The organism is Afipia dichlorophenoxyacetatis (genome assembly GCF_055386385.1).
The window spans coordinates 40,429-65,984 of record NZ_AP029250.1; the positions used below are offsets into that span (position 1 = coordinate 40,429).

Genomic DNA, 25,556 nt, shown 5'->3' on the forward strand with positions numbered 1-25,556 from the left:
CTCCGAGATGTGGCTGATGCGTGCGCTACGCACGTTGTTTGGCTGGAAGGCCGGATCGGCCCGCGCGGATCTTCAGGTTGTCCTTGATGCAACAGCGCCCGATGAAACGGGATTTTCGACGATCGAACGCACCATGCTGCGCAACATCCTCGCGCTGCATGAGCGACGCATCGCCGACGTCATGGTGCCGCGCGCCGACATCGTTGGCGTCAAGCGCGACATTTCGCTAGGCGAATTGATGACCACATTCGAGAGCGCGGGCCATTCGCGGCTTGTGGTTTATGACGACACGCTCGACGAGCCGGAAGGTATCGTCCACATCCGCGATCTGCTCGCCTTCATCACCGCAAAAGCCAAAATTGCGGACGAGGTCAACACCAAGCGCAAGAAGCCGTTTCCCGCGGGAATCGATCTGCGCGCTGTCGACTTGCGCATGTCGTTGATGGACGCGAACATCATGCGCAAGCTGCTCTATGTTCCGCCATCGATGCCCGCCATCGATCTTCTGGCTCAGATGCAGGCCACGCGTATTCATTTGGCACTGGTCGTGGATGAATACGGTGGCACAGACGGACTGGTGTCAATCGAGGATATCGTCGAACAGGTGGTCGGTGAAATTGACGACGAACACGATGGCGACGAACCGCCGTCGGTGGTCCGGCAGGGGGACGGCTCCTTCATCGCAGACGCCCGCGCGGGCCTCGACGATGTCAAATCAGTGGTCGGCGAGCAATTCGACACCGGCGAAGCGGGCGAGGATGTCGATACGCTGGGTGGTTATCTCGTGACGCAGGTTGGCCGCCTGCCGGTTCGGGGCGAGATCATCTCTGGCCCTGGTGAATTCGAAATCGAGGTGCTCGACGCCGATCCACGGCGCATCAAGCGCGTGCGCATTGGCACGCGAAAAGATCGCTCGAACCCGCGCCTTCGAGAACGGCGGCGCGAAGCTGCGACAGATGCCGCGAACCAACCGCCACCCGACACAAGCTCTTCGCCCTCCGGCGACACTGCGGGAACCCCATGACATCTCTGCGCGCGTTAATCGCAGGTATCATCCTCTCGTGGGGCTGGCGCCGCGCAGCCATCGCATTCGTCTCTGGCGCATTGTCCGCGCTGGCCGTTGCGCCATTTAATGCATGGCCTGTCCTGTTCATTACGATTCCAGTGATCGTCTGGCTGATCGATGGTGCTGGTGCGGGACGTCTCGGTGGAATTCCGGCGGCCGCTGTGAGCGGCTGGTGGTTCGGCTTTGGATATTTCGTGGCAGGCCTTTATTGGATCGGCTACGCATTCCTTGTGGACGCAGAAACGTTCGCCTGGCTGCTCCCGGTCGCGGTGATGGGTTTACCCGCGCTCTTGGCGCTGTTCATGGCTTTTGGCTTTGCGCTGGCTCGGCTGATCTGGACCAAGGACGGATCGCGCATTCTTGCACTGGCATGTGCGCTCACTGTCAGTGAATGGCTTCGTGGCCACATCCTGACGGGCTTTCCTTGGAACGCCCTCGGCTATGCATTGACCGAGCCGCTTGCGCTGGCGCAGACCGCCGCCCTGACCGGGCTGTGGGGATTGACGTTCATCACCGTCGCAATTTTCGCGAGTCCTGCGATCCTTTTCGACGACCGCAGCAACACGTCCCGGCCGTGGCTACCCTTGAGCGTATCGCTCGTCTTGCTCGCCGCTATGGGCGCTTACGGAACAGCGAGACTTTCCAGCAAACCGACCCGGCTGGTGAAGGATGTGAGGCTGCGTCTCATGCAGCCTAATCTGCAGCAGGACGTAAAGTTCAATTACAGCGCCAAGCAGATGGTGATGGATAAATATCTGTCGCTGTCTGATCGCTCGACAGGTCCGCAAACGACTGGAGTGAAAGACGCGACGATTTTGATCTGGCCAGAATCGGCATTTCCCTTTTTCTTGTCGCGTGAAGCCGACGCGATGGCACAGATCGTAAACTTTTTGCCTAAAGGCACCGTGCTGGTCACCGGTGGCGTTCGTCCGCCGGATCAACCGCCTGAGTTGAGGGTCACGCGCGCCTACAATTCGGTTTATGTGATCGATCACGATGGCACGATCTTGTCGATTTACGACAAGCTTCATCTCGTGCCGTTCGGAGAGTATCTACCGTTCCAAAACGTGCTGGAAAAACTCGGCCTCCAGCAGCTGACAAAAATGCGCGGCGGATTTATTCCTGGCGATCGTCGGCGGACAATGGCGATACCCAATGCGCCGCGCATGCTGCCGCTGATCTGCTACGAGGCCATTTTTCCGGGCGACGTGGTTCCACGTGACGATCGGCCGGGCTGGATCGTCAACCTGACCAACGATGGCTGGTTTGGAATTTCGACTGGCCCGTATCAACATTTGCAACAAGCCCGTCTGCGCGCAATCGAGGAAGGGCTCCCGGTAGTCCGCTCAGCGAACACCGGCATTTCAGCAGTAATCGATCCGGTCGGCCGGATTATTAACCGTCTGGATCTCGGCACCGAAGGCGTTTTGGATTCCGCGCTTCCTGCCGCGATATCGCCTACATTGTACTCACAAGTGCAGGATGTTCCTGCCGCAATCGTGATCGCGCTGTCCGCGATCGTGGTTATCCGCCGGCGTGCGAAGCAAAGTGCGTGAGGCGCCTTTAAACTTCTTCTAAGTTTGCTTGCGTTTCGGCACTATCATTTGCCCGTTCCCTTCATGACAATAGGGTTTCAGGTATGATAGTGCGGAACTAACGTAAGTCGGGCGCCTAATAGCTGAAATTTTCACCATTCCGTCACAACTATTTGACGGCCTCGCAGCGAAAGGCGTAATCCGGTTCTATCATTCCAACAATGGTAATACTGGCATTGTGTATGCAGCGATGGCGCGGAGCTACTAGATGACAACCAAGGCGCCCAATCCTGTCGATAAATATGTAGGTAGCCGCGTTCGTATGCGGCGAATCATGCTTGGCATGAGCCAGGAGAAACTCGGCGAAGCGCTGGGTTTGACCTTTCAGCAAGTGCAGAAATACGAGAAGGGCACGAACCGTATTGGTGCGAGCCGCCTGCAGCAGATCTCCGACATTTTGCAGGTCCCGGTCTCCTTTTTGTTTGAAGGAGGCCCAGCCGGCCCCAACGCCCCGACGGGAATGAGCGAAGCGTCATCGCCAGCTTATGTTTCCGATTTCCTTGCAACGTCGGAAGGATTGGCGCTGACTCGCGCGTTTACGCGTATTACGGATGCCAAGCTTCGCCGTAGCATCGTCGACCTCGTCGAGCAGATGGCTTCGCGAGAGCAAGTGGACCATCCCTGATCCTCGCCGCGCTTCTCGATGACTGATGCTTGCTTGACAGACAATGAACCGGCTATGTCGGAAAACGAACATATGCCGTCGCATGACCGCGAGCACGGTCAGGGATCTTTCTTTGGCCGGCGCAAAGGACACAAGCTCCGCAATCATCAGGCGGACCTGATTGCGAATTTGCTGCCTCGTCTCGTGCTCGATATCAGCCAGCCAAGTCCGCCGGATATCGGCTCGCTGTTTGATCGGCCCGTCACCTCGAAACGCCTCGAGATCGGGTTCGGCGGTGGCGAACACCTGATCGCAGAGGCGTTGGCTTATCCCGACGTCGGCTTCATCGGCTGCGAGCCTTACGTCAATGGCATGGCGAAAATTCTCACGCAGGTTGAAGAGCACAACATTTCAAACCTTCGCCTGTTTGCCGGTGACGCCGCGGAACTGCTTGCCTGGGCACCGCAGGCAAGTTTCGCGCGTATTGATCTGATCCATCCAGACCCGTGGCCCAAGCGACGGCATTGGAAACGTCGCTTCGTTCAGGATGCGACCATCGTTGCGATGTCGCGCGTCCTGACCGCAAATGGCGAATTCCGCTTTGTTAGCGACATCGATGACTATTGCGCGTGGACCTTGGCCCACATGACGCGTTCGACAGATTTTACCTGGACCGCCGAGCGTGCGGGCGACTGGCAGATGCCGTGGGCGGGCTACACCATGACCCGCTATGGCCGGAAGGCAGAACGCGAAGGACGCCGCGCCGCGTACCTGACGTTTAGGCTGCAGAGAAAAGCAGGTTAGAGCGTTTTCGAGCGAAGTGGCTACCGGTTCGCGTGAAGAAAACGCGTCAAACAAGAATCTAGAGCTTCGGTTCTGATGCAATCAGAACCGAATATGCTCTAGGCCGGCTTGGCGATTTCGCGTGCGCGCCAGAACGCGAGAACACGCTCCGCAGTGGCCAAGGAAAGCCGTTCATAGTTAACGCGCGCTTCCTCGATGTCCGGCGGAGGCATCGTTTTGCCCGGTCCGAGCCGCAGCATGATCAAGGCGCGGACCGTCATCCATTCCATCCCCGAGGACTTGGCGAGCAGGAGAATCGGATCCTCGCGGTCCCCCTGAATGAGCTGATGGACCATCGGCAACCGCATCCCGGACAGCGAAGAAAATGCCGCGATTGCTTCCTCGTATTTATGCTGCCGGGCAAAATCGAGCAGCGCCTTCTCGTTGAGTGCCCCGGCCTGATGCATAGCGAGAACGGCCCTTTGCGCCGGCCCGAAATCGCGCTGCACCGGCTTCGTACTGGCAATTTCAGCCATCGCCTCGTTGATCGCAGACACTCGCTCGGGATCCGCTGCGTCAAGCAGACTGCGCCGCACACCGTCCTCCGACTTCGACAGCAGTTCCTTCAACGATGCTGACGAAATGTCCTCACGCTGTCCTACCGTGACGGCCAACGCGCCGTCATCCGTCGCGCGCTTGACCAGGCCCGCATATCCCCCTTCAGAGAACTTGGCACCATCATTCGCAGCTACGGTGCGGACCACGTCGCGGTCGCCGCGACGAAGAATGACATCCGTCACAGAGGTGGTCAGGGTCGGCCGCTCGGAAATGGCCGCCAAATGCGACTGTCCCTTTTTTCGAGCGATATCGACGAGAGTCGGCTCATCAAGTAGCGGCGAATGGGCCAGAATCGGCCCTGCGATCTTGATCTCGTCCTCACGCGCTAACTGCTTCACGAGCGTCGGCGGCGCGTTGTCGACCTGCGACAGACGCGCAGCAAGCTCGGCACGGGTGTCAATTTCGGTGGTTGGGACCAGCCCTACCAGAATGTCGTCGAAGAGCTCGACGTGCTGGCTCTGGAAACGGGGCGCCCCCTCAAGGAATAGCTCCGAGATTCGCTCAATTGCTTCGGCCCGCCGTTTTGCAGTTCCGTTTTTAACGATGTCGTCAAGTTCCGGAATAAGAGAAGCTGCTGCCATGGAAAACTCGGTCGCGTAGACGCGCGGCCTCGAAAGGCACGATCCAAGCGAGGCCCGGCGCCGACGGCAATCTAGGGAACCGAAATGAAGGAACAGTTAGCTGCAATTGTACGGTTTTTCGCGTTTTGGCCTGATTCGGCAGCCTTGCCGCGCGGCCAAAAAACCTCTATATTCCGAGCAACATAAATTCTCATACAGTACGTAGGAGAGTGGGCCCCGCGGGACCCGCTCTTTTTTATTACCCTTACGACCTATCTCGCGACCCATCGTACGATCCATCGCAAATGATGCGTCGCGACCACCCTGAGAGCGTTTCGCACTGGATATGATCGACCCATCACACATCGACACCGATGAGCTGAATGACCTCCTGGCCGAACCACGCCTTGTGGTTGAGCCCGGCGTGGCGGCGCGCGTGTCGGCGGTGGCGACGCCTGTTCTCGAGGGTATGGGATACCGGCTCGTGCGTATCCGCGTCTCCGGTGAAGCCGGCTGCACTGTCCAGATCATGGCGGAACGGCCCGACGGCACCATGCAGATTGAGGATTGTGAAGCCATTTCGCGCGCGCTCTCGCCAGTGATGGATGTCGCCGATCCGGTCCAACGTGCCTATCGCCTGGAAATTTCCTCGCCCGGTATCGACCGGCCGCTTGTGCGCCGATCCGACTTCGAGCGCTACGTCGGCCACCTTGTAAAGATCGAGATGGCGGTCCCACATGAAGGCCGCAAGCGTTTTCGCGGAAAGCTCGACGGCGTCGAAGGCGCCGGGGTCAAACTCATCCGCGACGATGTGCGCGCTGACCAGGAGCCCAATGTCCTCTTAACCATGGAGGATATTTCTGACGCACGGCTGGTTTTGACCGATGAGCTGATCGCGGAATCCATGCGGAGAGGTAAAGCGGCCGCGCGCGACCTGCGCGAGGACCTTGGCCTCGAACCACCGCCGCCACCGCATGCCAAAAAAGCCAGGTCCGAAAACGATCCGGCCAAAAGCAAAAAGCCGAAACCGAAGGCAAAGCCGACCAACACCAAGGAACATCGCCTGGCCGCCGAGAAAGCGAAGCGCGCAGGCAAAACCGACCACCACGAGGGAGACTGAGCCATGGCTGCTGTCAGCGCCAATAAACTCGAACTGCTGCAAATCGCGGATGCCGTTGCACGCGAGAAATCGATCGATCGGTCGATCGTCATTTCCGCGATGGAAGACGCGATCGCGAAGGCGGCACGTGCCCGCTACGGGTCGGAAACCGACGTACACGCGGAAATCGACGCTAAGAAAGGCGAGTTGCGACTCTCGCGTCATATGCTGGTGGTCGAGCAGGTCGAAAACCCGTCGAACCAGATTTCACTGAAGGATGCCCAGCGCGCCAATCCCGGCGCACAGGTTGGCGATACCATCGCCGACACGCTGCCGCCGCTGGAATATGGCCGCATCGCTGCGCAGTCGGCGAAGCAGGTCATCGTACAGAAGGTCCGCGAGGCCGAGCGCGACCGGCAGTATCAGGAATTCAAGGACCGCATCGGCGAGATCGTCAACGGCGTCGTCAAGCGCGTCGAATACGGCAGTGTCATCGTCGATCTGGGCCGTGGCGAAGCCATCGTGCGCCGCGACGAGATGTTGCCGCGCGAATTGTTCCGCAACGGCGATCGCGTGCGCGCTTACGTGTTCGATGTCCGCCGCGAAACCCGCGGACCGCAGATTTTCCTGTCCCGCACCCATCCGCAATTCATGGCGAAGCTGTTCGCGCAGGAAGTGCCTGAGATTTACGATGGCATCGTCGAGATCAAGGCCGTGGCCCGTGATCCGGGTTCGCGCGCGAAGATCGGCGTGATTTCCCGCGATTCCTCGGTCGATCCCGTCGGCGCCTGCGTCGGTATGCGCGGTTCGCGTGTGCAGGCCGTGGTGAACGAGCTGCAAGGCGAAAAGATCGACATCATTCCATGGTCACCGGACATCGCAACATTCGTCGTGAACGCACTAGCGCCTGCCGAAGTCGCGAAGGTTGTTATCGATGAGGACCGTGAGCGCATTGAAGTCGTGGTGCCGGATACCCAATTGTCACTTGCGATTGGACGCCGCGGCCAGAATGTCCGTCTGGCATCACAGCTCACGGGCTGGGATATCGATATCCTGACCGAACAGGAAGAATCGGAACGCCGTCAGGCCGATTTCGAGAATTCGACCCGCGTCTTTATGGAAGCGCTCAATGTCGACGAAGTCGTCGGCCAGTTGCTCGCATCCGAAGGTTTCAGTTCAGTCGAAGACCTGGCATTGGTCGACCCGAGGGAACTCACCAGCATTGAAGGTTTCGATGAGGAAACCGCCAACGAGCTGCAGAGCCGGGCGCGTGAATATCTCGAACGGCTCGAGGGTGAACTCGAAGCGAAGCGGAAGGAACTTGGTGTGGATGACGCTTTGAAAACCGTCCCCGGCGTAACCTCGAAGATGCTGGTGAAGTTCGGCGAGAACGACATCAAGACCATCGAAGATCTGGCTGGCTGCGCCACCGACGATCTGGTCGGATGGACCGAGCGCAAGGACGGCGAGACGACGAAACATGCCGGCATCCTCGATGCCAACGAGCTTTCGCGTGAGGACGCTGAGGCTTTGATCATGCAGGCGCGCGTCGCCGCCGGCTGGATCAGCGCGGATGAACTCGCGAAGACCTCGGAAGCCACCGCTTCCGAAGACAATCCGGCTTAAAGGAAATGTCACGCGCATGCTTGCCATCGCTGATCACGCAGATCTCGACCGAGGACCCCGGACGAAGTCCGGGACCGAGCGGATGTGCGCGGTCACGCGGCAAGTTGCGCCGATCGACGATCTGATCCGGTTCGTGCTCTCGCCCGCGGGCGAGGTCGTTCCGGATCTGAAACGCAAACTGCCCGGCCGCGGCCTTTGGGTCTCACTGTCTCATGCCGCCGTCGTGGAAGCCGGGCGCCGCAATGTTTTCGCGAAGAGTTTCAAGCGTGCCGTGCAGGTGCCGAAGACCCTCGCGGACGATATCGACCGGCTCATGGTCCGGGGGCTGGTTGAAGGCCTCGCCATGGTCGCCAAGGCCGGCCAGGTTGTGTCCGGCTTCTCCAAGGTCGAGGACGCGATTGAGGGGGGGCAGGCGGTCGGCCTGATCCACGCCAGCGACGGCGCTGCAGACGGAATTCGCAAGCTGAACGGCAAATTAGCCGCCCGAATGCAGGCAAGTACCGCAGATTCGACGGAACTGCCGATTATCAGCGCTTTAAGCACCGATGAATTGGATTTGGCACTTGGGCGGGCAAATGTGGTACATGCTGCCCTGCTCGCAGGCCCGGCCAGCAAAACCTTCCTGATGCGCTGCCAGACACTCAGCCGCTTCCGGATCACGGCTGGCAGCAAAATGACCGGAATGGACAAGGACTTAGGGCCCCGCTGACATGATGGGCATGCGGGCAAACCGAACGAGATTGGGACTATTGAATGGCTGATACGAAGACACCTGGCGACAAGACGCTGAGCGTTGGTTCGAAAACTCTGTCGCTGAAGCCGCGCACAGAGACCGGCGTTGTGCGCCAGAGTTTCAGTCACGGCCGCACCAAGTCGGTGGTGGTCGAGAAGAAGACCAAGCGCCGCATGGCTGGCGACACGGCCCCCGAAGCACCCACGCCCGCCCCGGCGCCGACACCGGCTCCTGTGGCTAAAGTCGCATCGCAACAACGTCGACCGGAGCCAAAGCCTGCGCCGCGGACCTCCGGCGTGGTTCTACGCACCCTGACCGAAGACGAGCAGAGCGCACGTGCCAGCGCGCTTGCGGACGCACGCGCGCGCGAGATCGAGGAGCGCCGCATCGCCGAGGAAGAAGCCGCGCGCCGCAACACCCAAGAATTTAAGGAACAGCAAGAGCGCGAAGCTGCCGAGGCTCGCAAAAAGGCCGAGGAAGAGCGCCATCGCGCCGATGAAGAAGCGAAGGCGAGGGCCGAACGCGAAGCCCAGAAGCGCTTTGGTGAAGCCGAAAAGAAACCCGCAGCACCAGCTGCTGCAACTCCCGCCGCAGCACCTGCCGCTCGCGCACCGGCGGCCCGTCCTGCGACGCCCGGATCCCGTCCGGCGACCCCGGGGGGCCGTCCCGCCACGCCCGGAGCTCGCCCTGCAACGGGAACGCCAGCTCGTCCAGCGCCAGTTGCAGCAGACGGCTCGGATGAGGATGAAGCACCGCGGATGGTTCGTCGTCCCGGTGGCGGCCCTGCCCGACCGGTCGTCGCGCCAAAGCCGACTCATAAGCCCGGCCCCGCCAAGGAACGTGGTCGTCTGACGCTCTCAACCGCGCTGAATGCAGACGATGTGCGCGAACGCTCAATCGCGTCGTTTCGCCGCCGCACGCAACGCCTGAAGGGGCATGTTTCGAACGAGCCAAAGGAAAAGCTGATCCGCGAGGTGACGATTCCTGAAGCCATCACGATTCAGGAACTGGCCAACCGCATGGCTGAGCGCGCGGTCGACGTCATTCGCCTGCTGATGAAGCAGGGCGCGATGCACAAGATCACCGACGTGATCGATGCCGATACCGCCCAGCTCATCGCCGAAGAACTGGGCCACAGCGTCAAGCGCGTTGCCGCTTCTGACGTTGAAGAAGGCCTGTTTGACGTTGCCGACGATCACGCATCCGACACGACTCCGCGGCCACCGGTGGTCACCGTCATGGGTCACGTCGATCACGGCAAGACCTCACTGCTCGACGCGTTGCGTCACGCCAATGTGGTTAGTGGCGAAGCCGGCGGCATCACGCAGCATATCGGTGCTTATCAGGTCACGTCGCCCGATAGCGGCAAAAAGATCACCTTCATCGACACGCCGGGCCACGCTGCGTTCACCGCGATGCGCGCGCGCGGCGCCAAGGTTACCGATATCGTCGTGCTGGTCGTTGCTGCCGATGACGGCGTCATGCCGCAGACCATCGAAGCGATCAACCACGCCAAGGCGGCGAAGGTGCCAATGATCGTGGCGATCAACAAGATCGACAAGCCCGACGCGAAGCCCGAGCGCGTGCGCACCGAACTGCTGCAGCACGATGTGCAGGTGGAATCTTTCGGTGGTGACGTTGTTGACGTCGAGGTCTCGGCCAAGAACAAGACCAACCTCGACAAGCTGCTCGAAATGATCGCGCTCCAGGCCGAAATTCTCGAGCTCAAGACCAATCCGGACCGTCCGGCTGAAGGCACCGTGATCGAAGCAAAGCTCGATCGCGGCCGTGGCCCGGTCGCGACCGTGCTCGTGCAGCGCGGCACATTGCGCATCGGCGACATCATCGTCGCCGGCGCTGAAATGGGCCGTGTCCGCGCGCTGATTTCCGATCAGGGCACCAACATCACCGAGGCCGGGCCATCGGTGCCGGTCGAGGTGCTGGGCTTCAATGGCCCACCGGAAGCCGGCGATCGTCTCGCTGTGGTTGAGAACGAAGCTCGCGCCCGCCAGGTTACCGAATATCGAGCGCATCAGAAGCGCGAGAAATCCGCAGCCAGCATGGCCGGCATGCGCGGTTCGCTCGAACAAATGATGTCGCAGCTCAAGACCACGGGCCGCAAGGACTTCCCGCTGGTGGTGAAAGCTGACGTGCAAGGCTCACTCGAAGCGATTCTCGGATCGCTGGACAAGCTCGGCACGGACGAAGTCGCAGCGCGCATTCTGCATGCGGGTGTCGGCGGTATTTCGGAATCGGACGTGACACTGGCCGACGGCTTCAACGCCGCAATCATCGGTTTCAACGTCCGCGCCCACAAGGAAGCCGCCGCCATCGCCAAGCGCGACGGCATCGAAATTCGCTACTACAACATCATCTACGATCTCGTGGATGACGTGAAGAAAGCGATGTCGGGTCTGCTCGCGCCGACGCTGCGCGAAACCATGCTCGGCAACGCGCAGATCCTCGAGGTGTTCAACATTTCGAAGGTCGGCAAGATCGCGGGTTGCCGCGTCACCGACGGCACCGTGGAACGCGGCGCCAATGTGCGCCTGATCCGCGACAACGTCGTTATCCACGAAGGTAAGCTCGCGCAGCTCAAGCGCTTCAAGGATGATGCGCGCGAAGTTGTCGCCGGCCAGGAATGTGGTATGTCGTTCGAGAACTATCAGGACATGCGTCCTGGCGACGTGATCGAATGTTATCGCGTGGAGACCATTCAACGCTCCTTGTAAGTCCAAGTCTTACAGGCGCGCTGCAGTCTCTCCGAAATTAGGTCGTTGCGGCCGGGACAAGGGCGGGAAAACCGCCCTTGAATCTGTTGTCCCGGTTTTCGGCGACTGAATTTCTACTCTCAAAAATGCGAGTGCCCGGGGTTCGCCCGGGCACGATGAATTAATTTTTTGAACAAGGACAGCAATGCCAACGCATCGCAAGCGCGATAGTGGTCGTGGTTCAAGCGCCAATGGAGGCTCGCAGCGCCAGTTGCGCGTTGGCGAATTGGTGCGTCACGCGATCGCGGATATTCTCGGGCAAGGTGGTGTGCATGATCCCGCCCTTGAAGGTCACATCATCACGATCCCTGAGGTGCGGATGTCACCGGACCTCAAACTCGCGACGATCTACGTGATGCCGCTCGGCGGGCGCGGCACTGATGAGGTGATCGAGGCCCTCGATCGCAACAAGAAGTTCTTGCGTGGCGAGGTCGCGCACCGCGTTAACCTGAAATTTGCACCTGACATTCGCTTCCGCGTCGACGAACGATTCGACGAAGCGGAACGGATCGAGAAATTACTAAGAACACCTGCAGTTCAAAGAGACCTCAAGACGGATTCGGACGACACCTGATGAATGTGACTTCTCCAGACCACGTGGTTGCGTCTGATAACGGCACTTCGCATGCACCATCTGAAAATAAATTTTCAGATGCGTCTGCAGTAAATACTGCTCAGCAAAACACGTCGCGCGATCATGACCGTGCCCCACGTCAATCCGGCGGCAAACGGCAGCACGGCCAGTTCAAGCGCGACCGCCGTGATGTTCATGGCTGGGTGATTCTCGACAAGCCGATCGGGATGACCTCCACGCATGCGGTCGCCGTGCTCAAGCGATTGTTTCAAGCAAAACGTGCAGGCCACGCCGGCACGCTTGATCCGCTGGCATCGGGTGGCCTGCCGATCGCCCTTGGCGAAGCCACCAAGACCGTTCCCTTTGTGATGGATGGCCGCAAGCGTTACCGCTTTACCGTGTGCTGGGGTGAAGAGCGGGACACCGATGACACGGAAGGACAGGCGACGCAGACAAGCGACGTTCGCCCCACCACGGAGGCGATCCAGGCCCTGCTGCCGCAATTCACCGGAACGATCGAGCAGATCCCGCCGCAATACTCTGCCATCAAGATCCAGGGCGAGCGGGCCTACGATCTCGCACGGGACGGCGAAACCGTCGCGCTGCAGCCCCGCCCGGTCGAAATTCACGAATTAACCCTTGTAGATCAGCCAGATAGCAATCATGCCGTGTTTGAGGCGGAGTGCGGCAAGGGCACCTATGTCCGAGCACTGGCCCGCGACATGGGCCGAATTCTAGGCTCCTACGGCCATATCAGCGCGCTTCGGCGCACGCTTTGCGGCCCGTTTACCGAAGCGGACATGATTCCACTGGCGGAATTGGAGGCTTTATGCGATAGAGCCGCGTCTGGCGAGGGCAGCCTCGCCGACGCGCTTTTGCCCGTTGAGACCGCGCTGGACGACATCCCGGCACTGGCCGTCACACGGGCTGATGCTGCGAGGCTTCACAGAGGCCAAGCAGTTTTGTTGCGCGGACGGGATGCGCCAATCTTGAACGGCACAGTCTATGTCACCGTCGGAGGGAGGCTTCTGGCCCTCGCCGAACTTGGCAACGGCGAACTCATCCCCAAGCGCGTGTTCAACCTGACCGGGCTGACTGCCAGCACCGGTCGCAACGAAGGTGTTTGACGATGTCGATAGCCGCAGAACGCAAAGCGGAAGTCATCAAGAATAACGCAAACAAGGCCGGTGATACCGGTTCGCCCGAGGTTCAGGTCGCGATCCTGTCGGAACGCATTGCCAACCTCACCGAGCATTTCAAGACCCACAGCAAGGACAACCATTCCCGCCGTGGTCTTCTGAAGCTCGTCTCCACGCGCCGTTCGCTTCTCGACTACGTCAAGAAGAAGGACGAGGCGCGCTACAAGGCGCTGCTCGAAAAGCACAACATCCGTCGCTGACGAGTTGGCGCGCGTATTGAAGCGCGCGCACGGGTGTGGCCGCAGAGCAAGTGCCGGTTTTCCGGTTGTGGCCATTCCTTACATCGCACCCATGCGGGCAAATGGTTGTCCGCATTCTGGTTCAGCAGCAATCCGGCGGCTGGACAATGACGGGCAAGGTGCCCGTCGCGCGGGTCAAGGCCATTATCCCTGGCCCGTCCCATCGGAAGGGATGGAAGCCATTCACAACACGAAGACCATGGCAGGATCGCCGGACGCTGAGGCCGTAGTCGCCTTGCAATCAGCGTCTCGCAATCTTGCGCATGGTTTTTGTGTTTTAGGCTTCCGCGAATTCCGCGAACCCATGAAAGATATCTCCAATGTTTAATGTTCATTCAGTCGAACTGGACTGGGGCGGACGTCCGCTCAAGCTTGAGACCGGCAAGATTGCACGTCAGGCCGACGGTGCCGTGATTGCGACCTACGGCGAGACCATCGTGATGGCGACCGTGGTGTCGGCGAAGACGCCGAAGGAAGGCATCGACTTCCTGCCGCTGACCGTCAACTACCAGGAAAAGACCTACGCGGCCGGCCGCATTCCCGGTGGCTATTTCAAGCGTGAGGGCCGCCCGACGGAAAAGGAAACGCTGGTTTCCCGCCTGATCGATCGCCCGATCCGCCCGCTGTTCGCCGACGGTTATCGCTGCGACACGCAGGTCATCGTCACCACGCTGTCCCACGACATGGAAAACGATCCTGACATCGTGGCGATGGTTGCGGCTTCAGCCGCGCTGACATTGTCCGGCGTTCCCTTCATGGGCCCGGTCGGCGCAGCCCGCGTTGCGTTCAGCAACAACGAATTCATCCTTAATCCGTCACTTGACGAGATGACCGATACCCAGCTCGAGCTCGTCGTGGCAGGCACTGCCGACGCCGTGCTGATGGTCGAATCGGAAGCCAAGGAACTGCCAGAAGAGGTGATGCTCGCTGCGGTGATGTTCGGTCATCGCCACTTCCAGCCGGTCATCCAGGCGATCATTGAACTCGCGGAAAAGGCGGCGAAGGAGCCGCGCGAGGTCAAGGTCATCGACAATTCTGCGATCGAAAAGGAAATGCTCGGCTTGATCGAGCAGCAGCTGCGCACCGCCTATGCGATTCCTGTGAAGCAGGACCGTTACAACGCGGTCGGCGTCGCCAAGGAAAAGGTGATGGCTCACTTCTTCCCTGAAGGTCAGGAGCCGAAATACGACAAGCTCCGCATTGCCGGCGTGTTCAAGGAGCTGGAAGCGAAGATCGTTCGCTGGAACATCCTCGACACCGGGAAGCGTATCGACGGACGTGACGTCAAAACCGTGCGCCCGATCGTGGCGGAGGTTGGCGTACTGCCGCGTGCACACGGCTCAGCGCTGTTCACCCGCGGTGAAACGCAAGCGCTCGTTGTGACCACGCTTGGCACCGGTGAAGATGAGCAGTTCATCGACTCGCTGTCGGGTACGTACAAAGAGACCTTCCTTCTGCATTACAACTTCCCTCCCTTCTCGGTGGGTGAAACGGGCCGCATGGGCTCGCCCGGCCGCCGCGAAATCGGCCATGGCAAGCTCGCCTGGCGCGCGATCCATCCGGTTCTTCCCGCGCATCACGAATTCCCCTACACGCTGCGCGTCGTCTCCGAGATCACCGAATCGAACGGCTCGTCGTCGATGGCATCAGTTTGCGGCGCTTCGCTTGCTCTGATGGATGCCGGCGTTCCTCTGAAGCGGCCGACCGCGGGCATCGCGATGGGCCTCATTCTGGAAGACGCGCGTTACGCAGTGTTGTCGGACATTCTCGGCGATGAGGATCACCTCGGCGACATGGACTTCAAGGTAGCTGGCACTGAAAAGGGCGTCACATCGCTGCAGATGGACATCAAGATTGCCGGCATCACCGAAGAGATCATGAAGGTAGCTCTCGCTCAGGCGAAGGACGGCCGCATTCACATCCTCGGCGAAATGGCGAAGGCTCTTACCGCAGCACGTGCTGAACTCGGTGAACATGCACCGCGCATCGAGGTGCTGCAGATCCCGACCGACAAGATCCGTGAAGTGATCGGCACCGGCGGCAAGGTGATCCGCGAGATCGTCGAAAAAACCGGCGCCAAGATCAACATCGAGGACGACGGCACCGTGAAGGTGGCGTCGGCCAACGGCGAAGCCATCCGCGCGGCCATCAAGTGGATCAAGTCGATCGCTTCCGATCCGGAAGTCGGCCAGATCTATGACGGCACTGTCGTGAAGGTCATGGAGTTCGGTGCCTTCGTGAATTTCTTCGGACCGAAGGACGGTCTTGTTCACATCAGCCAGCTCGCGGCCAACCGCGTTCAAAAGACCTCCGACGTCGTCAAGGAAGGCGACAAGGTCAAGGTCAAGCTGCTTGGCCTCGACGATCGCGGCAAGGTCCGTCTGTCGATGAAGGCTGTCGATCAGGAGACCGGCGAAGATCTCGAAGCGAAGCCCGAAGGCGTCCCCGCCGCGGAGTAAGCTTCAAAACATCGTGTGAGACAAAGGGGTGGCATTTTGCCGCCCCTTTTTGTTGGCTGATTCACTTCAGGAATTGGTTCGCACAGCCGTCACATGACGCGTTGCGGCACAATTGAGGGCATCGCGCGTTAAGTGCCTTTGACAACTTCGTGCAACAAACGGCAGGCAAAAGATCGTTGCACTCGCTTCACACCTGCGAATCTCAGGAGAGAGAACATGTCACCGATTTCACGTCGCCGACTCTTTGTTGCGGCAAGCGGTCTCGCTGCGGTTGCCGCATCGCCGCGCATCGTCTTCGCGCAAGCGACGGCGCCGACGCCAGCGGCAACGCCCGTGACCGGACCTTTTACGCTGCCGCAGCTCACCTATCCGACCAACGCGCTCGAGCCGCACATCGATGCCAAGACGATGGAAATCCATCATGACAAACATCATGCGGCTTACGTCAACGCGATGAACACCGTCGCCAAGAACAATCCGCAGCTAGGCACGATGCCGATCGAAAACATTCTCGACAATCTCAACACGCTGAACGACGACATCAAAACGACCGTGCGCAACAATCTAGGCGGTCATGCCAATCACACCATGTTCTGGCAGATCATGGGGCCGAATGGCGGAAAGCCATCAGGCGACGTACTCGCCGCCATCGATCGCGACCTCGGCGGCATGGAGAAATTCCAGACCGACTTCAACGCAGCAGGTGTCAAACAATTCGGATCTGGGTGGGTGTTCGTGACTGTCTCCAAAGACGGCAAACTCGCCATCGAGGCGAAACCTAACCAAGACACGCCGCTGATGGATGGCAAGCGTGTGCTGATGGGCAACGACGTCTGGGAACACGCCTACTATCTCCACTACCAGAACCGACGCCCGGATTATCTCAAGGCGTGGTGGAATACAGTGAACTGGACGAAGGTTGGCGAACGTTACGCCGCGGCGAAAGCCGGAACGTTGGGCGTGTAAATCACGTAATATCGATTCGAAATGCGATGGCCGGGTCTGTGTCCCGGCCATTTTGCTTTGGCGGTTGATAGTGCCCCGCCTCAAATCGCCTTTTAAATAAGGCTTTCCTTCACCACATCGCCTAGCGCAACGAAATCCTGTTTGCGCGGCGATGTTCGGCGATACACAAGACCGATGCTGCGGCCTGGCTGCGGTTCTTCGAACCGAAGAAACTTCACGCGGCCGTCGCGCTGCTCGACATCAGCGGCAATTTGCGGAATCAGCGTAATGCCGTAGCCGTTTGCAACCATCTGAATGACTGTCGCGAGGCTGCTCGCACCGAACGTCATGCCGCCGCTATTCGTTGCACCGTTTGTGCGGGCGCGCGGCACTGTCGCGCAGAATGCAAGCGCCTGATCACGCAAACAATGTCCGTCCTCAAGCAGGATCAGACGGCTTTGATCGATATCGTGGGCGGCGACACGCTTGTTCTCGGCACGAGTATCGTCCAGTGGCACTGCCAGCAGAAATTCGTCGTTGAACAGATGAATGGTCGCGAGGTCTGCTTCGTGGATTGGCAACGCCAGCATCGCCACATCGAGCGCGCCGCTTTTGACTTCGTCGAGCAACTGCCGCGTCTGGGTTTCGCGCAGTTCGAGCCGCAGTTCAGGGAAGCGCCCCTGCAAGCGCGGGAGGATTTTCGGCAGCACATAGGGAGCTAACGATGGAATGACTCCTAGCGTGAGACGCCCTACCAACGGCCGCGCTCGCTGACGCGCAAAATCCATCAGGTCGCGTGACTTGGCCAACACCTCGTCGCCACGTCGCACAATCTCCGCACCCGCTTCGGTCAGCGTCACATCACCAGGCCGACGCTCGACCAGCGCAAGTCCCAGCATTTTTTCGAGATCGCGAATCTGCATCGAGAGCGCCGGCTGGGTCACCGCACAATCCTCGGCAGCGCGGCCGAAATGGCCGTGCCGGGCCAGCGCGGACAAATATTTAAGCTGTCGCAGGGTGATCATATCGATCAGATAAACTTATCGAGACGCCAAAGCAAATCGACTGGACCTGATCTTAGATATCTTCCAAAATCTCACTTACGCGGTGAATGAAGGTCGCGCCTTGACCTCAGCTAAGCGACTGAAATCAGAGAGCTTTTGAACTCATCCCGGGTTCAGCCAGACCCGTTCACCGCCTGAAGCGATATAAGCTCTGCCGGAAGGAGATCGTCCCGCGCCAACGGCCATGCACGGCCGGCTACCGAATGCCGACACCCGGAAATAATCCGAGCGCTGATCTACCTGATTCAGCTAGCTCCGGCAGGCTCGCAGCTCATGGAAGTCAGAGTCATTCGATACGGATCACCACGAAGAAACTTGCAGAACAGCATTGGAGAGAATCATGGACAAGAAAACTGATGAGACGAGCACCGGCAAGTGTCCGGTCAACCACGGAGCGGGCGGCGGCACCCAGAGCAGCGCTTGGTGGCCTAACCAGTTGCGCGTCGACCTGCTCAACCAGCATTCGTCAAAATCCGATCCGCTGGGCCGGACGTTCAACTATCGGGAAGAATTCAAGAAGCTCGATTACGAAGCGCTGAAGAATGACCTGCGCAAGCTGATGACTGATTCGCAGAGCTGGTGGCCTGCCGACTTCGGACATTACGGTCCGCAGTTCGTCCGTATGTCCTGGCACGCTGCCGGCACCTATCGCCTGAGCGACGGTCGCGGCGGAGGTGGCCGTGGCCAGCAGCGCTTTGCTCCGCTCAACTCTTGGCCGGACAACGTCAACATCGATAAGTCACGCCGTCTGCTGTGGCCGATCAAGCAGAAGTACGGTCAGAAGATTTCTTGGGCGGACCTGCTGATCCTCACCGGCAACGTGGCGTTGGAGACGATGGGGTTTCGCACGTTCGGTTTTGCCGCGGGCCGCGAGGACACCTGGGAGCCGGATCACGACGTGAACTGGGGCTCCGAGACTGAGTGGCTGAAGCACCGACCGCTCGACAAGCTCACGACTCACCTCGGCGCCACCGAAATGGGCCTGATCTACGTCAATCCGGAAGGTCCGGGCGCCAATGGTGATCCGGTGTCCGCAGCCGCGTTCATCCGTGAAACCTTCGCGCGAATGGCGATGAACGATGAAGAGACCGTCGCGCTGATTGGCGGTGGTCACACCTTCGGCAAGACCCACGGCGCTGCGGCAGAGTCTCACAAAGGTCCAAACCCCGAAGCCGCAGACATCGAGGCGCAGGGCTTGGGCTGGGTCAGCAGCTACGGTTCCGGTAGCGCCGGCGATGCGATCGGCAGCGGTATCGAAGTCACCTGGACGCAGACGCCTGCGCAGTGGAGCAACTTCTTCTTCGAAAACCTGTTCAAGTACGAATGGGTGCAGACCCGCAGCCCTGCCGGCGCCATCCAGTGGGAAGCCAAGGACGCTGAAGCGGTCATCCCAGATGCGCACGATCCGTCGAAAAAGCACAAGCCGACCATGCTGACCACTGACCTGTCGCTGCGCATGGACCCGGCCTACGAGAAGATCTCGCGCCGGTTCCTGGAGAACCCGCAGGCGTTTGCTGAAGCCTTCGCACGTGCATGGTTCAAGTTGACCCATCGCGATCTGGGCCCGCGCGCGCGCTATCTGGGTCCGGAAGCGCCGAAGGAAGTGCTGATCTGGCAAGATCCCGTGCCCGCCGTCGATCATCCGTTGATTGACGAGGCCGATGTCGCCGCATTGAAGGCTAAGATAAAGACCGCCGGTCTGACCGTGTCCGAACTCGTTGGCACGGCCTGGGCCTCGGCCTCGACCTTCCGCGGTGGGGACAAGCGTGGCGGCGCCAACGGTGCGCGCGTCCGTTTTGCGCCGCAGAAGGATTGGGCAGTCAACGAGTCTGCGCAGCTTGCGAAGGTTATCTCTCGTCTCGAGGAGATTCAGAGGGAGTTCAACGCGTCGCAGTCTGGCGGCAAGAGGGTTTCGCTGGCCGACCTGATCGTGCTCGCGGGCAATGTTGGCGTCGAACTGGCGGCGAAAGCTGCTGGCCATGATGCGGCCGTGCCTTTCACTCCTGGCCGCACGGATGCCTCGGAAGAACAGACCGATGTCCACGCCTTCTCCGTCATGGAGCCTTTCGCAGACGGTTTCCGTAACTATGAGAAGGACGGACTCTCGGTACCGGCCGAGGTGGCCCTGATCGATAAAGCGCAATTGCTGACATTGACCGCGCCGGAGATGACAGCATTGATCGGAGGTCTGCGCACGATCAACATCAATACTGGCGGAGCCAAGCATGGCGTGTTCACTGACAAGCCGGGAGCGCTGACGAACGACTTCTTCGTCAACCTGCTGGACATGAGCACGCAGTGGAAGGCAATCCCTGACGCACAGAATGTGTTCGAAGGGCGTGACCGCAAGACCGGTGCCGTCAAATGGACCGGTACCCGTACCGACCTTGTGTTCGGCTCGAATTCGGTCCTGCGTGCTTTGGCCGAGGTGTACGCCAGTTCAGACGCGAAGGAAAAGTTCGCGAAGGATTTCGTTGCCGCGTGGACCAAGGTGATGAATCTCGATCGCTTCGATCTCAAGTGATCGCTGAACTTGGTTGACTGAACTGCAGCCCTCGCGACTTTGTCGCGAGGGCTGTTTCTTTTCCGGGTGCTGCATTCCTTTGGAGGGCCGCATCGAAGTATTGCCTTGGCGGGAACCGAACTCTAGGTTGCACGCGTCCTTGCCTGCAGCAACAGACCCTCCTCTGTGTCAGCCGAAGGCGAAATCTTCGGAGTCCACTATGGTTCGGCTGATCATTGCATTCCTTGTGTGTTGCTTGGCGACTCCGGGATGGACGCAAACTCAGCCATCGCCTCCCGCAGTCACCAAGCCGGCCGTCAAGAAGTCTGCACCGAAAGCCAAAGCCGCTCAGAAGCCTCCGCAGGCGACAGAGAGCGGCCCATGCCGCATCGGCGTTATCGCCATGATTGGCGAGAAAATCTCAGTTCAAAAAGTCGGCTTCACGGTGTTCGGCAATGAACTAAATGAGGTGGTCACAACCGGATGGGGCCTTGACGATCTCGTGGTCGCAAGAGTCCGAACCGCTGCTGGTGGGAGCGGTGTGCGGCGAGTTACTTACGCCAAAGACGCATTCGTCGGCGTCCGACTGCCTGGCTTGTTTGGAAGCACCAGCGCCGAACTCAAGAACGTTTTTCAACAGGTAACAGCGGGTCTAAGTTGTGAACGTTATGTGCTCGTAACACCTATTGCCAGCAGATTTAGCGGTACCAACCAGTCAGTTAGCGGCATTGGCTTGGTCCATTGGAACGCACTACCGAACCGAGCCTATATTTTCGCCCTGACACACATTTATGTCTTTGATGGCCGGAGTTTCGAGATGAGCAAGCATGGTGCGGCCTCGACCAACGAGGAGTCACTGATTTCTCGTGCGTTGATCATGGAACCTATTCGCGGACCTCATCGTCAGTTTGATGAAGCCTTGTTTCCCGCGACGCCGTCGGATGCCATCAACGACCCAAAATTCCGCGATGACACGCGCGCGCTTCTCGCAACGAGTCTCGACAGAACGTTGCCTGACTTACTGCAGCCTGGCAGATAACAACGCCGCTCCGAGAACGAGGCGGCGACGTCATTCAACAGCAACCGAATCTAAAGATAACCGGCGAAAGCGCTTACCTAGGGAGAAGCCAAATGATGCAGATCTATTGGTCGCCACGTTCCCGTTCATTTTCGGCTCTGTGGCTGATGGAAGAAGCGGGTCAACCTTACGAACGCGTCCTGACCGACATCTCGACCGGCGCGCAAAAGAAACCTGAATTTCTCGCGATCAATCCCATGGGTAAGGTCCCTGCGCTTAAGGACGGCGGCGTGACCATCGCAGAGGCCGCGGCGATTTGCGCCTACGTCGCTGAACGTTATCCGGAAGCCAAACTGGCGCCTCCGCCCGGCGATCCGCGCCGCGCGAAATATTTGCAATGGCTGTTCTTTGCGCCGAGCTGCATCGAGCCGGCATTGATCCAGATCTTCACCAAGATCGAAGTGCCGACCAGCACGGCTGCGTGGGGCGATGCAACACAAGTGTTCGACGTGCTCGACAAGGCACTCGAAAAAGGACCTTGGCTGCTGGGAGACACATTCTCCGCCGCCGACATCATCGTCGGGTCCGGCCTCAACTTTGCGGTAAGGCTTTTTAAGATGGTGCCAACACGCCCGTCATTCGATCGCTATATCGATGCGTGCGCCGCGCGGCCCGCGTTTCAGCGCGCCACCGTGATCGCAGCGGGATAATCGCGGCAGGAAGAGATGAAGCGTGATCGCCGCTACACCGTCTGGCCGATGCGACGGTAACGCCCTGTCATCACCACCGACCAGGTGGTGCCGCCATCGAATGAATTTTCGACTTGCGTCGCCAGAGAGTTTTCGGCCGGACTGAATGTGTGCCGCGCCATGCCGCGCGGGGAAGTGCGTATCAGGACGAGATCGGAGCCCACCCAGTCACCACGCGCGAGCGATGGCGGCACGAATCCGAAGCCGTCGAACCAGGCCATGACGTATTGGGCCGCTTCCGCGTCCCAAGTCAGTCGGGCGTGCGCCTCGAAGATCGTTTCACCATTGCTATGTTGCTTGTGATCAAGCGCAAGCCAGAAACCACCCAGCGTCATCGCGCCGGACAACTCAACGTCGGCTGTTCTTCCCGGCCCCCATTGTGTCGGCGCGACATCATCGCTCCCCACAAAGCGGCCCGAGAGGGCAGCAAGACGACGATGATGATCGGTCAGGGACGGCACGGCGGCTACGCAGACGAATTACGCTTCGTCAGCCTTCAATGCATCCGGATGCGGCATCGAGATGATGTTGTAACCAGAATCAACAAAGTGCGTTTCGCCCGTCACACCGCCTGACAGATCCGACAGGAAGTAGAGCGCCGTGCCACCGAGCTCTTCGAGAGTGACACCGCGCCCGAGCGGCGAATGCTTTTGCTGGAAGGCAAACATCGCGCGCGCATCGCCGATGCCGGACCCCGCCAGCGTACGAATCGGGCCTGCAGAAATCGAATTGATGCGGATTCCACTGCGCCCATAATCTGCGGCGAGATAGCGAACCGAAGCTTCCAGCGCCGCCTTGGCGACGCCCATGACGTTGTAGTTCGGCATCACGCGCGTCGAACCGCCAAACGTCAGCGTGATCATCGATCCGCCGTTTGGCATCAACTCAGCCGCGCGCTTTGCCACTTCCGTGAATGAGAAGCAGGAAATCACCATCGTGCGGGAAAAATTCGCGCGGGTGGTATCGGCATAACGGCCCTTCAGCTCGTTCTTGTCCGAGAAGCCGATGGCGTGCACCAGGAAATCCAGCGTACCCCACTTCTCTTTGAGTGTGGCGAACACAGCATCAACGCTCGCGATATCCTCGACATCACACGGCAGGACCAATTCTGCATTCAGTGACTCCGCCAGCGGTTTCACGCGCTTGCCGAGCGCGTCGCCCTGATAGGTGAACGCAAGCTCCGCGCCCTGTGCGGCGAGCGTCTTGGCGATGCCCCATGCAATCGAATGGTCGTTGGCGACGCCCATGATGAGCCCGCGCTTGCCTTGCATCAAATTGGTCATGTCAGATTTCCATCAAAGAGAAACGCGGGCGCGCCTATCAGCGAGCGATAACAATCAAGGTGCCAATTCCGGCGCATCTCGCCGGAATCAAAGACGCGAACGCGCCGACCCAGGACCGTGGCCGGCGCATCGATCACGCATCGAGCCGCTTGAAGACAAGCGTCGCATTCGTTCCGCCAAAGCCGAACGAGTTCGACAGCACCGTGCCGACTTTGACGTTATCGATGCGCTTGCGCACGATCGGCATATCGGCGAACACCGGATCAAGTTCGGTGATGTTCGCACTCTCGCAGATGAAACCATTGTTCATCATCAGCAGCGAGTAGATCGCTTCCTGCACACCGGTGGCGCCCAGTGAGTGCCCCGTCAGCGACTTGGTGGCCGAGATGGGCGGGCACTTGTCGCCAGCGCCGAAGACATTGCGGATCGCGTTGATCTCCGGCGGATCGCCGGCCGGCGTCGATGTCGCATGCGGATTAATGTAATCGATCGGCGTCTTCACCGTCTCAAGCGCCATCCTCATGCAGCGCTCGGCGCCCTCACCTGACGGCGCCACCATGTCGTAACCATCAGAGGTCGCGCCGTAACCGACGATTTCCCCGTAAATGCGTGCGCCACGGGCTTTCGCATGCTCGAGTTCTTCGAGCACGACCACGCCCGCACCGCCGGCAATGACGAAACCATCGCGGTTGACGTCATAGGCGCGCGAAGCCGTCGATGGCGTATCATTGTACTTGGACGACATCGCGCCCATGGCATCGAACAGGACCGACAGCGACCAGTCGAGCTCTTCGCAACCACCGGCGAAGATCACATCCTGCTTGCCCATCTGAATCGTCTCGTACGCATTGCCGATGCAATGGTTCGACGTCGCGCAAGCCGACGAGATCGAATAGTTCACGCCCTTGATCTTGAACCAGGTCGCGAGTGTCGCAGAAGCGGTTGATGACATGGCTTTCGGTACCGCGAACGGACCAACGCGCTTCGGGCCCTTGGTGCGCGTGATGTCGGCGGATTCGACGATGGTCCGCGCAGACGGCCCACCGGACCCCATGATGATACCGGTGCGGACATTCGACACGTCCGACGGCTCTAAGCCGGAATCCTGAATCGCCTGTTCCATGGCGACGTGATTCCATGCGGCGCCTTCCGCCAGGAATCGCATCGCACGACGATCGATCACCTCAGCAGGATTGAGCGTCGGCGCGCCATGCACCTGCGAGCGGAATCCCATCTTCGCATAATCTTCCGCACGCGAGATTCCGGGCTTGGCCTCGTAGAGGCTCGCAAGCACTTCCTGAGTGTTGTTTCCGATGGACGAGACAATGCCCATCCCTGTGACGACAACCCGTCTCATGATCGCTTCGCCCTCGTTATTTCAATTGCCCCGACAGTCCGACCAGGATGCGACAGCCCAATGAAGCAGCCCTGCATCATGTTCCCGGTTGCATTGCGGCGTCCTGCTGGAACAGCCCCACCTTCAAGTCCTTGGCGCGATAGATAATCTCGCCGTCAGATGAAAGCCACCCATCGGCGACACCAAGCACCAGCTTTGAGCGCATCACGCGCTTGATGTCGATGTTGTACACAACCTTGGTGATGTTCGGCAGCACTTGACCTGAAAACTTCAGATCGCCGAGACCAAGCGCGCGGCCGCGTCCTGCGCCGCCCGACCAGCCAAGGAAAAACCCTACCATCTGCCAGAGCGCATCAAGTCCGAGGCAGCCAGGCATCACGGGATCGCCTTTGAAATGGCAGCCGAAAAACCAAAGGTCTGAATTCACATCGAGTTCAGCGCGGACCAGGCCTTTGCCGTATTCACCGCCGTTATCGTTAATTTCCGTAATGCGATCGAACATCAGCATTGGCGGCAGCGGCAGTTGCGCATTGCCGGGACCAAACAACTCACCTCGACCGCAGGCCAGCAATTCTTCATAGGTATAGCTGGCTTGGCGATCTTTCATTTCCGGACCTCAATTTGGGATTTAAAGTGGTTTAGGACCTCCTAACATAGCCACGGCGGGGGTCAAAGTGGCCCGGAACCAGCTAAATTGGGTGGTTTTTACGC

Annotated in this window: 22 protein-coding genes; 16 read left to right on the top strand and 6 right to left on the bottom strand. The window is 59.5% G+C overall.

From position 1 onward, the window contains the following. Positions 1-7: 7 nt before the first annotated feature. The 4 genes from ACZ5C3_RS00185 to ACZ5C3_RS00200 all read left to right on the top strand — a co-directional run bounded on the left by ACZ5C3_RS00185 (position 8) and on the right by ACZ5C3_RS00200 (position 4,069). Positions 8-1,024 (top strand): hemolysin family protein, encoded by a 1,017-nt coding sequence (locus ACZ5C3_RS00185; RefSeq protein ID WP_464038455.1) that lies wholly within the window; start codon positions 8-10, stop codon positions 1,022-1,024. Continuing rightward, positions 1,021-2,622 carry an apolipoprotein N-acyltransferase gene (gene lnt, locus ACZ5C3_RS00190; RefSeq protein WP_464044411.1) on the top strand — a complete coding sequence of 534 codons (1,602 nt, stop codon included), beginning with the start codon at positions 1,021-1,023 and terminating at the stop codon, positions 2,620-2,622. Before ACZ5C3_RS00185 ends, lnt begins: the two co-directional genes overlap by 4 nt. Before the next feature lie 247 nt (positions 2,623-2,869). Then, complete coding sequence (locus ACZ5C3_RS00195) at positions 2,870-3,286, top strand: helix-turn-helix domain-containing protein (protein WP_464034370.1); 417 nt, start codon at positions 2,870-2,872, stop codon at positions 3,284-3,286. 54 nt (positions 3,287-3,340) lie between these two features. Continuing rightward, positions 3,341-4,069: a tRNA (guanine(46)-N(7))-methyltransferase TrmB gene (locus tag ACZ5C3_RS00200; RefSeq protein WP_464034371.1), complete on the top strand. Its 729-nt coding sequence runs from the start codon at positions 3,341-3,343 to the stop codon at positions 4,067-4,069. Between the two features lie 98 nt (positions 4,070-4,167). On the opposite strand, the gene ACZ5C3_RS00205 is transcribed toward ACZ5C3_RS00200, so the two are convergent. Next, positions 4,168-5,247 carry a DUF2336 domain-containing protein gene (locus tag ACZ5C3_RS00205; protein ID WP_464034373.1) on the bottom strand — a complete coding sequence of 360 codons (1,080 nt, stop codon included), beginning with the start codon at positions 5,245-5,247 and terminating at the stop codon, positions 4,168-4,170. Between the two features lie 325 nt (positions 5,248-5,572). On the opposite strand from ACZ5C3_RS00205, the gene rimP reads away from it, so the two are divergent. The 9 genes from rimP to ACZ5C3_RS00250 all read left to right on the top strand — a co-directional run bounded on the left by rimP (position 5,573) and on the right by ACZ5C3_RS00250 (position 16,892). Then, positions 5,573-6,346, top strand: coding sequence for a ribosome maturation factor RimP (gene rimP / locus ACZ5C3_RS00210; RefSeq protein WP_464034375.1), 774 nt, complete (start codon positions 5,573-5,575; stop codon positions 6,344-6,346). A gap of 3 nt (positions 6,347-6,349) precedes the next feature. After that, positions 6,350-7,951 carry a transcription termination factor NusA gene (gene nusA / locus ACZ5C3_RS00215; RefSeq protein ID WP_464034377.1) on the top strand — a complete coding sequence of 534 codons (1,602 nt, stop codon included), beginning with the start codon at positions 6,350-6,352 and terminating at the stop codon, positions 7,949-7,951. Positions 7,952-7,967: 16 nt separating this feature from the next. Further along, entirely contained in the window at positions 7,968-8,660 is a 693-nt protein-coding gene (locus tag ACZ5C3_RS00220; RefSeq protein WP_464034379.1) for an RNA-binding protein, read from the top strand. A 44-nt stretch (positions 8,661-8,704) separates the two neighbouring features. Next, complete coding sequence (gene infB / locus ACZ5C3_RS00225; RefSeq protein WP_464034381.1) at positions 8,705-11,416, top strand: translation initiation factor IF-2; 2,712 nt, start codon at positions 8,705-8,707, stop codon at positions 11,414-11,416. 184 nt (positions 11,417-11,600) lie between these two features. Further along, on the top strand, positions 11,601-12,029 hold the full coding sequence (rbfA, locus tag ACZ5C3_RS00230) for a 30S ribosome-binding factor RbfA (RefSeq protein WP_464034382.1): 429 nt from the start codon (positions 11,601-11,603) through the stop codon (positions 12,027-12,029). After that, the gene (gene truB / locus ACZ5C3_RS00235) at positions 12,029-13,156 is read left to right on the top strand and encodes a tRNA pseudouridine(55) synthase TruB (protein ID WP_464034384.1); all 1,128 of its coding nucleotides are present in this window, start codon (positions 12,029-12,031) and stop codon (positions 13,154-13,156) included. The genes rbfA and truB overlap by 1 nt, the downstream gene beginning before the upstream one ends. A 2-nt stretch (positions 13,157-13,158) precedes the next feature. Beyond that, positions 13,159-13,428 (top strand): 30S ribosomal protein S15, encoded by a 270-nt coding sequence (gene rpsO / locus ACZ5C3_RS00240; protein WP_424628686.1) that lies wholly within the window; start codon positions 13,159-13,161, stop codon positions 13,426-13,428. 359 nt (positions 13,429-13,787) lie between these two features. Next, on the top strand, positions 13,788-15,926 hold the full coding sequence (pnp, locus tag ACZ5C3_RS00245; RefSeq protein ID WP_464044412.1) for a polyribonucleotide nucleotidyltransferase: 2,139 nt from the start codon (positions 13,788-13,790) through the stop codon (positions 15,924-15,926). A gap of 216 nt (positions 15,927-16,142) precedes the next feature. After that, complete coding sequence (locus ACZ5C3_RS00250) at positions 16,143-16,892, top strand: superoxide dismutase (RefSeq protein WP_464034385.1); 750 nt, start codon at positions 16,143-16,145, stop codon at positions 16,890-16,892. Positions 16,893-16,984: 92 nt separating this feature from the next. On the opposite strand, the gene ACZ5C3_RS00255 is transcribed toward ACZ5C3_RS00250, so the two are convergent. Continuing rightward, positions 16,985-17,896: a LysR substrate-binding domain-containing protein gene (locus ACZ5C3_RS00255; protein WP_464034387.1), complete on the bottom strand. Its 912-nt coding sequence runs from the start codon at positions 17,894-17,896 to the stop codon at positions 16,985-16,987. Positions 17,897-18,275: 379 nt separating this feature from the next. On the opposite strand from ACZ5C3_RS00255, the gene katG reads away from it, so the two are divergent. From katG to ACZ5C3_RS00270, 3 genes are all read left to right on the top strand, one after another. Further along, on the top strand, positions 18,276-20,459 hold the full coding sequence (katG, locus tag ACZ5C3_RS00260; protein WP_464034388.1) for a catalase/peroxidase HPI: 2,184 nt from the start codon (positions 18,276-18,278) through the stop codon (positions 20,457-20,459). A gap of 382 nt (positions 20,460-20,841) precedes the next feature. Then, on the top strand, positions 20,842-21,477 hold the full coding sequence (locus ACZ5C3_RS00265; protein ID WP_464034390.1) for a hypothetical protein: 636 nt from the start codon (positions 20,842-20,844) through the stop codon (positions 21,475-21,477). 92 nt (positions 21,478-21,569) lie between these two features. Beyond that, positions 21,570-22,166 carry a glutathione S-transferase family protein gene (locus ACZ5C3_RS00270; protein ID WP_464034392.1) on the top strand — a complete coding sequence of 199 codons (597 nt, stop codon included), beginning with the start codon at positions 21,570-21,572 and terminating at the stop codon, positions 22,164-22,166. Positions 22,167-22,198: 32 nt separating this feature from the next. Here ACZ5C3_RS00270 and ACZ5C3_RS00275 read toward each other — a convergent pair whose 3' ends face one another. The 4 genes from ACZ5C3_RS00275 to fabA form a co-directional block, all read right to left on the bottom strand. Then, positions 22,199-22,666, bottom strand: coding sequence for a DUF1579 family protein (locus tag ACZ5C3_RS00275; protein ID WP_464034394.1), 468 nt, complete (start codon positions 22,664-22,666; stop codon positions 22,199-22,201). Positions 22,667-22,684: 18 nt separating this feature from the next. Continuing rightward, the gene (gene fabI / locus ACZ5C3_RS00280) at positions 22,685-23,488 is read right to left on the bottom strand and encodes an enoyl-ACP reductase FabI (RefSeq protein ID WP_464044413.1); all 804 of its coding nucleotides are present in this window, start codon (positions 23,486-23,488) and stop codon (positions 22,685-22,687) included. Positions 23,489-23,621: 133 nt separating this feature from the next. Then, positions 23,622-24,845 (bottom strand): beta-ketoacyl-ACP synthase I, encoded by a 1,224-nt coding sequence (gene fabB / locus ACZ5C3_RS00285; RefSeq protein ID WP_464034397.1) that lies wholly within the window; start codon positions 24,843-24,845, stop codon positions 23,622-23,624. A 76-nt stretch (positions 24,846-24,921) separates the two neighbouring features. Further along, positions 24,922-25,452, bottom strand: a complete 531-nt coding sequence (gene fabA, locus ACZ5C3_RS00290; RefSeq protein WP_464034399.1) for a 3-hydroxyacyl-[acyl-carrier-protein] dehydratase FabA — start codon at positions 25,450-25,452, stop codon at positions 24,922-24,924. Positions 25,453-25,556: the final 104 nt, after the last annotated feature.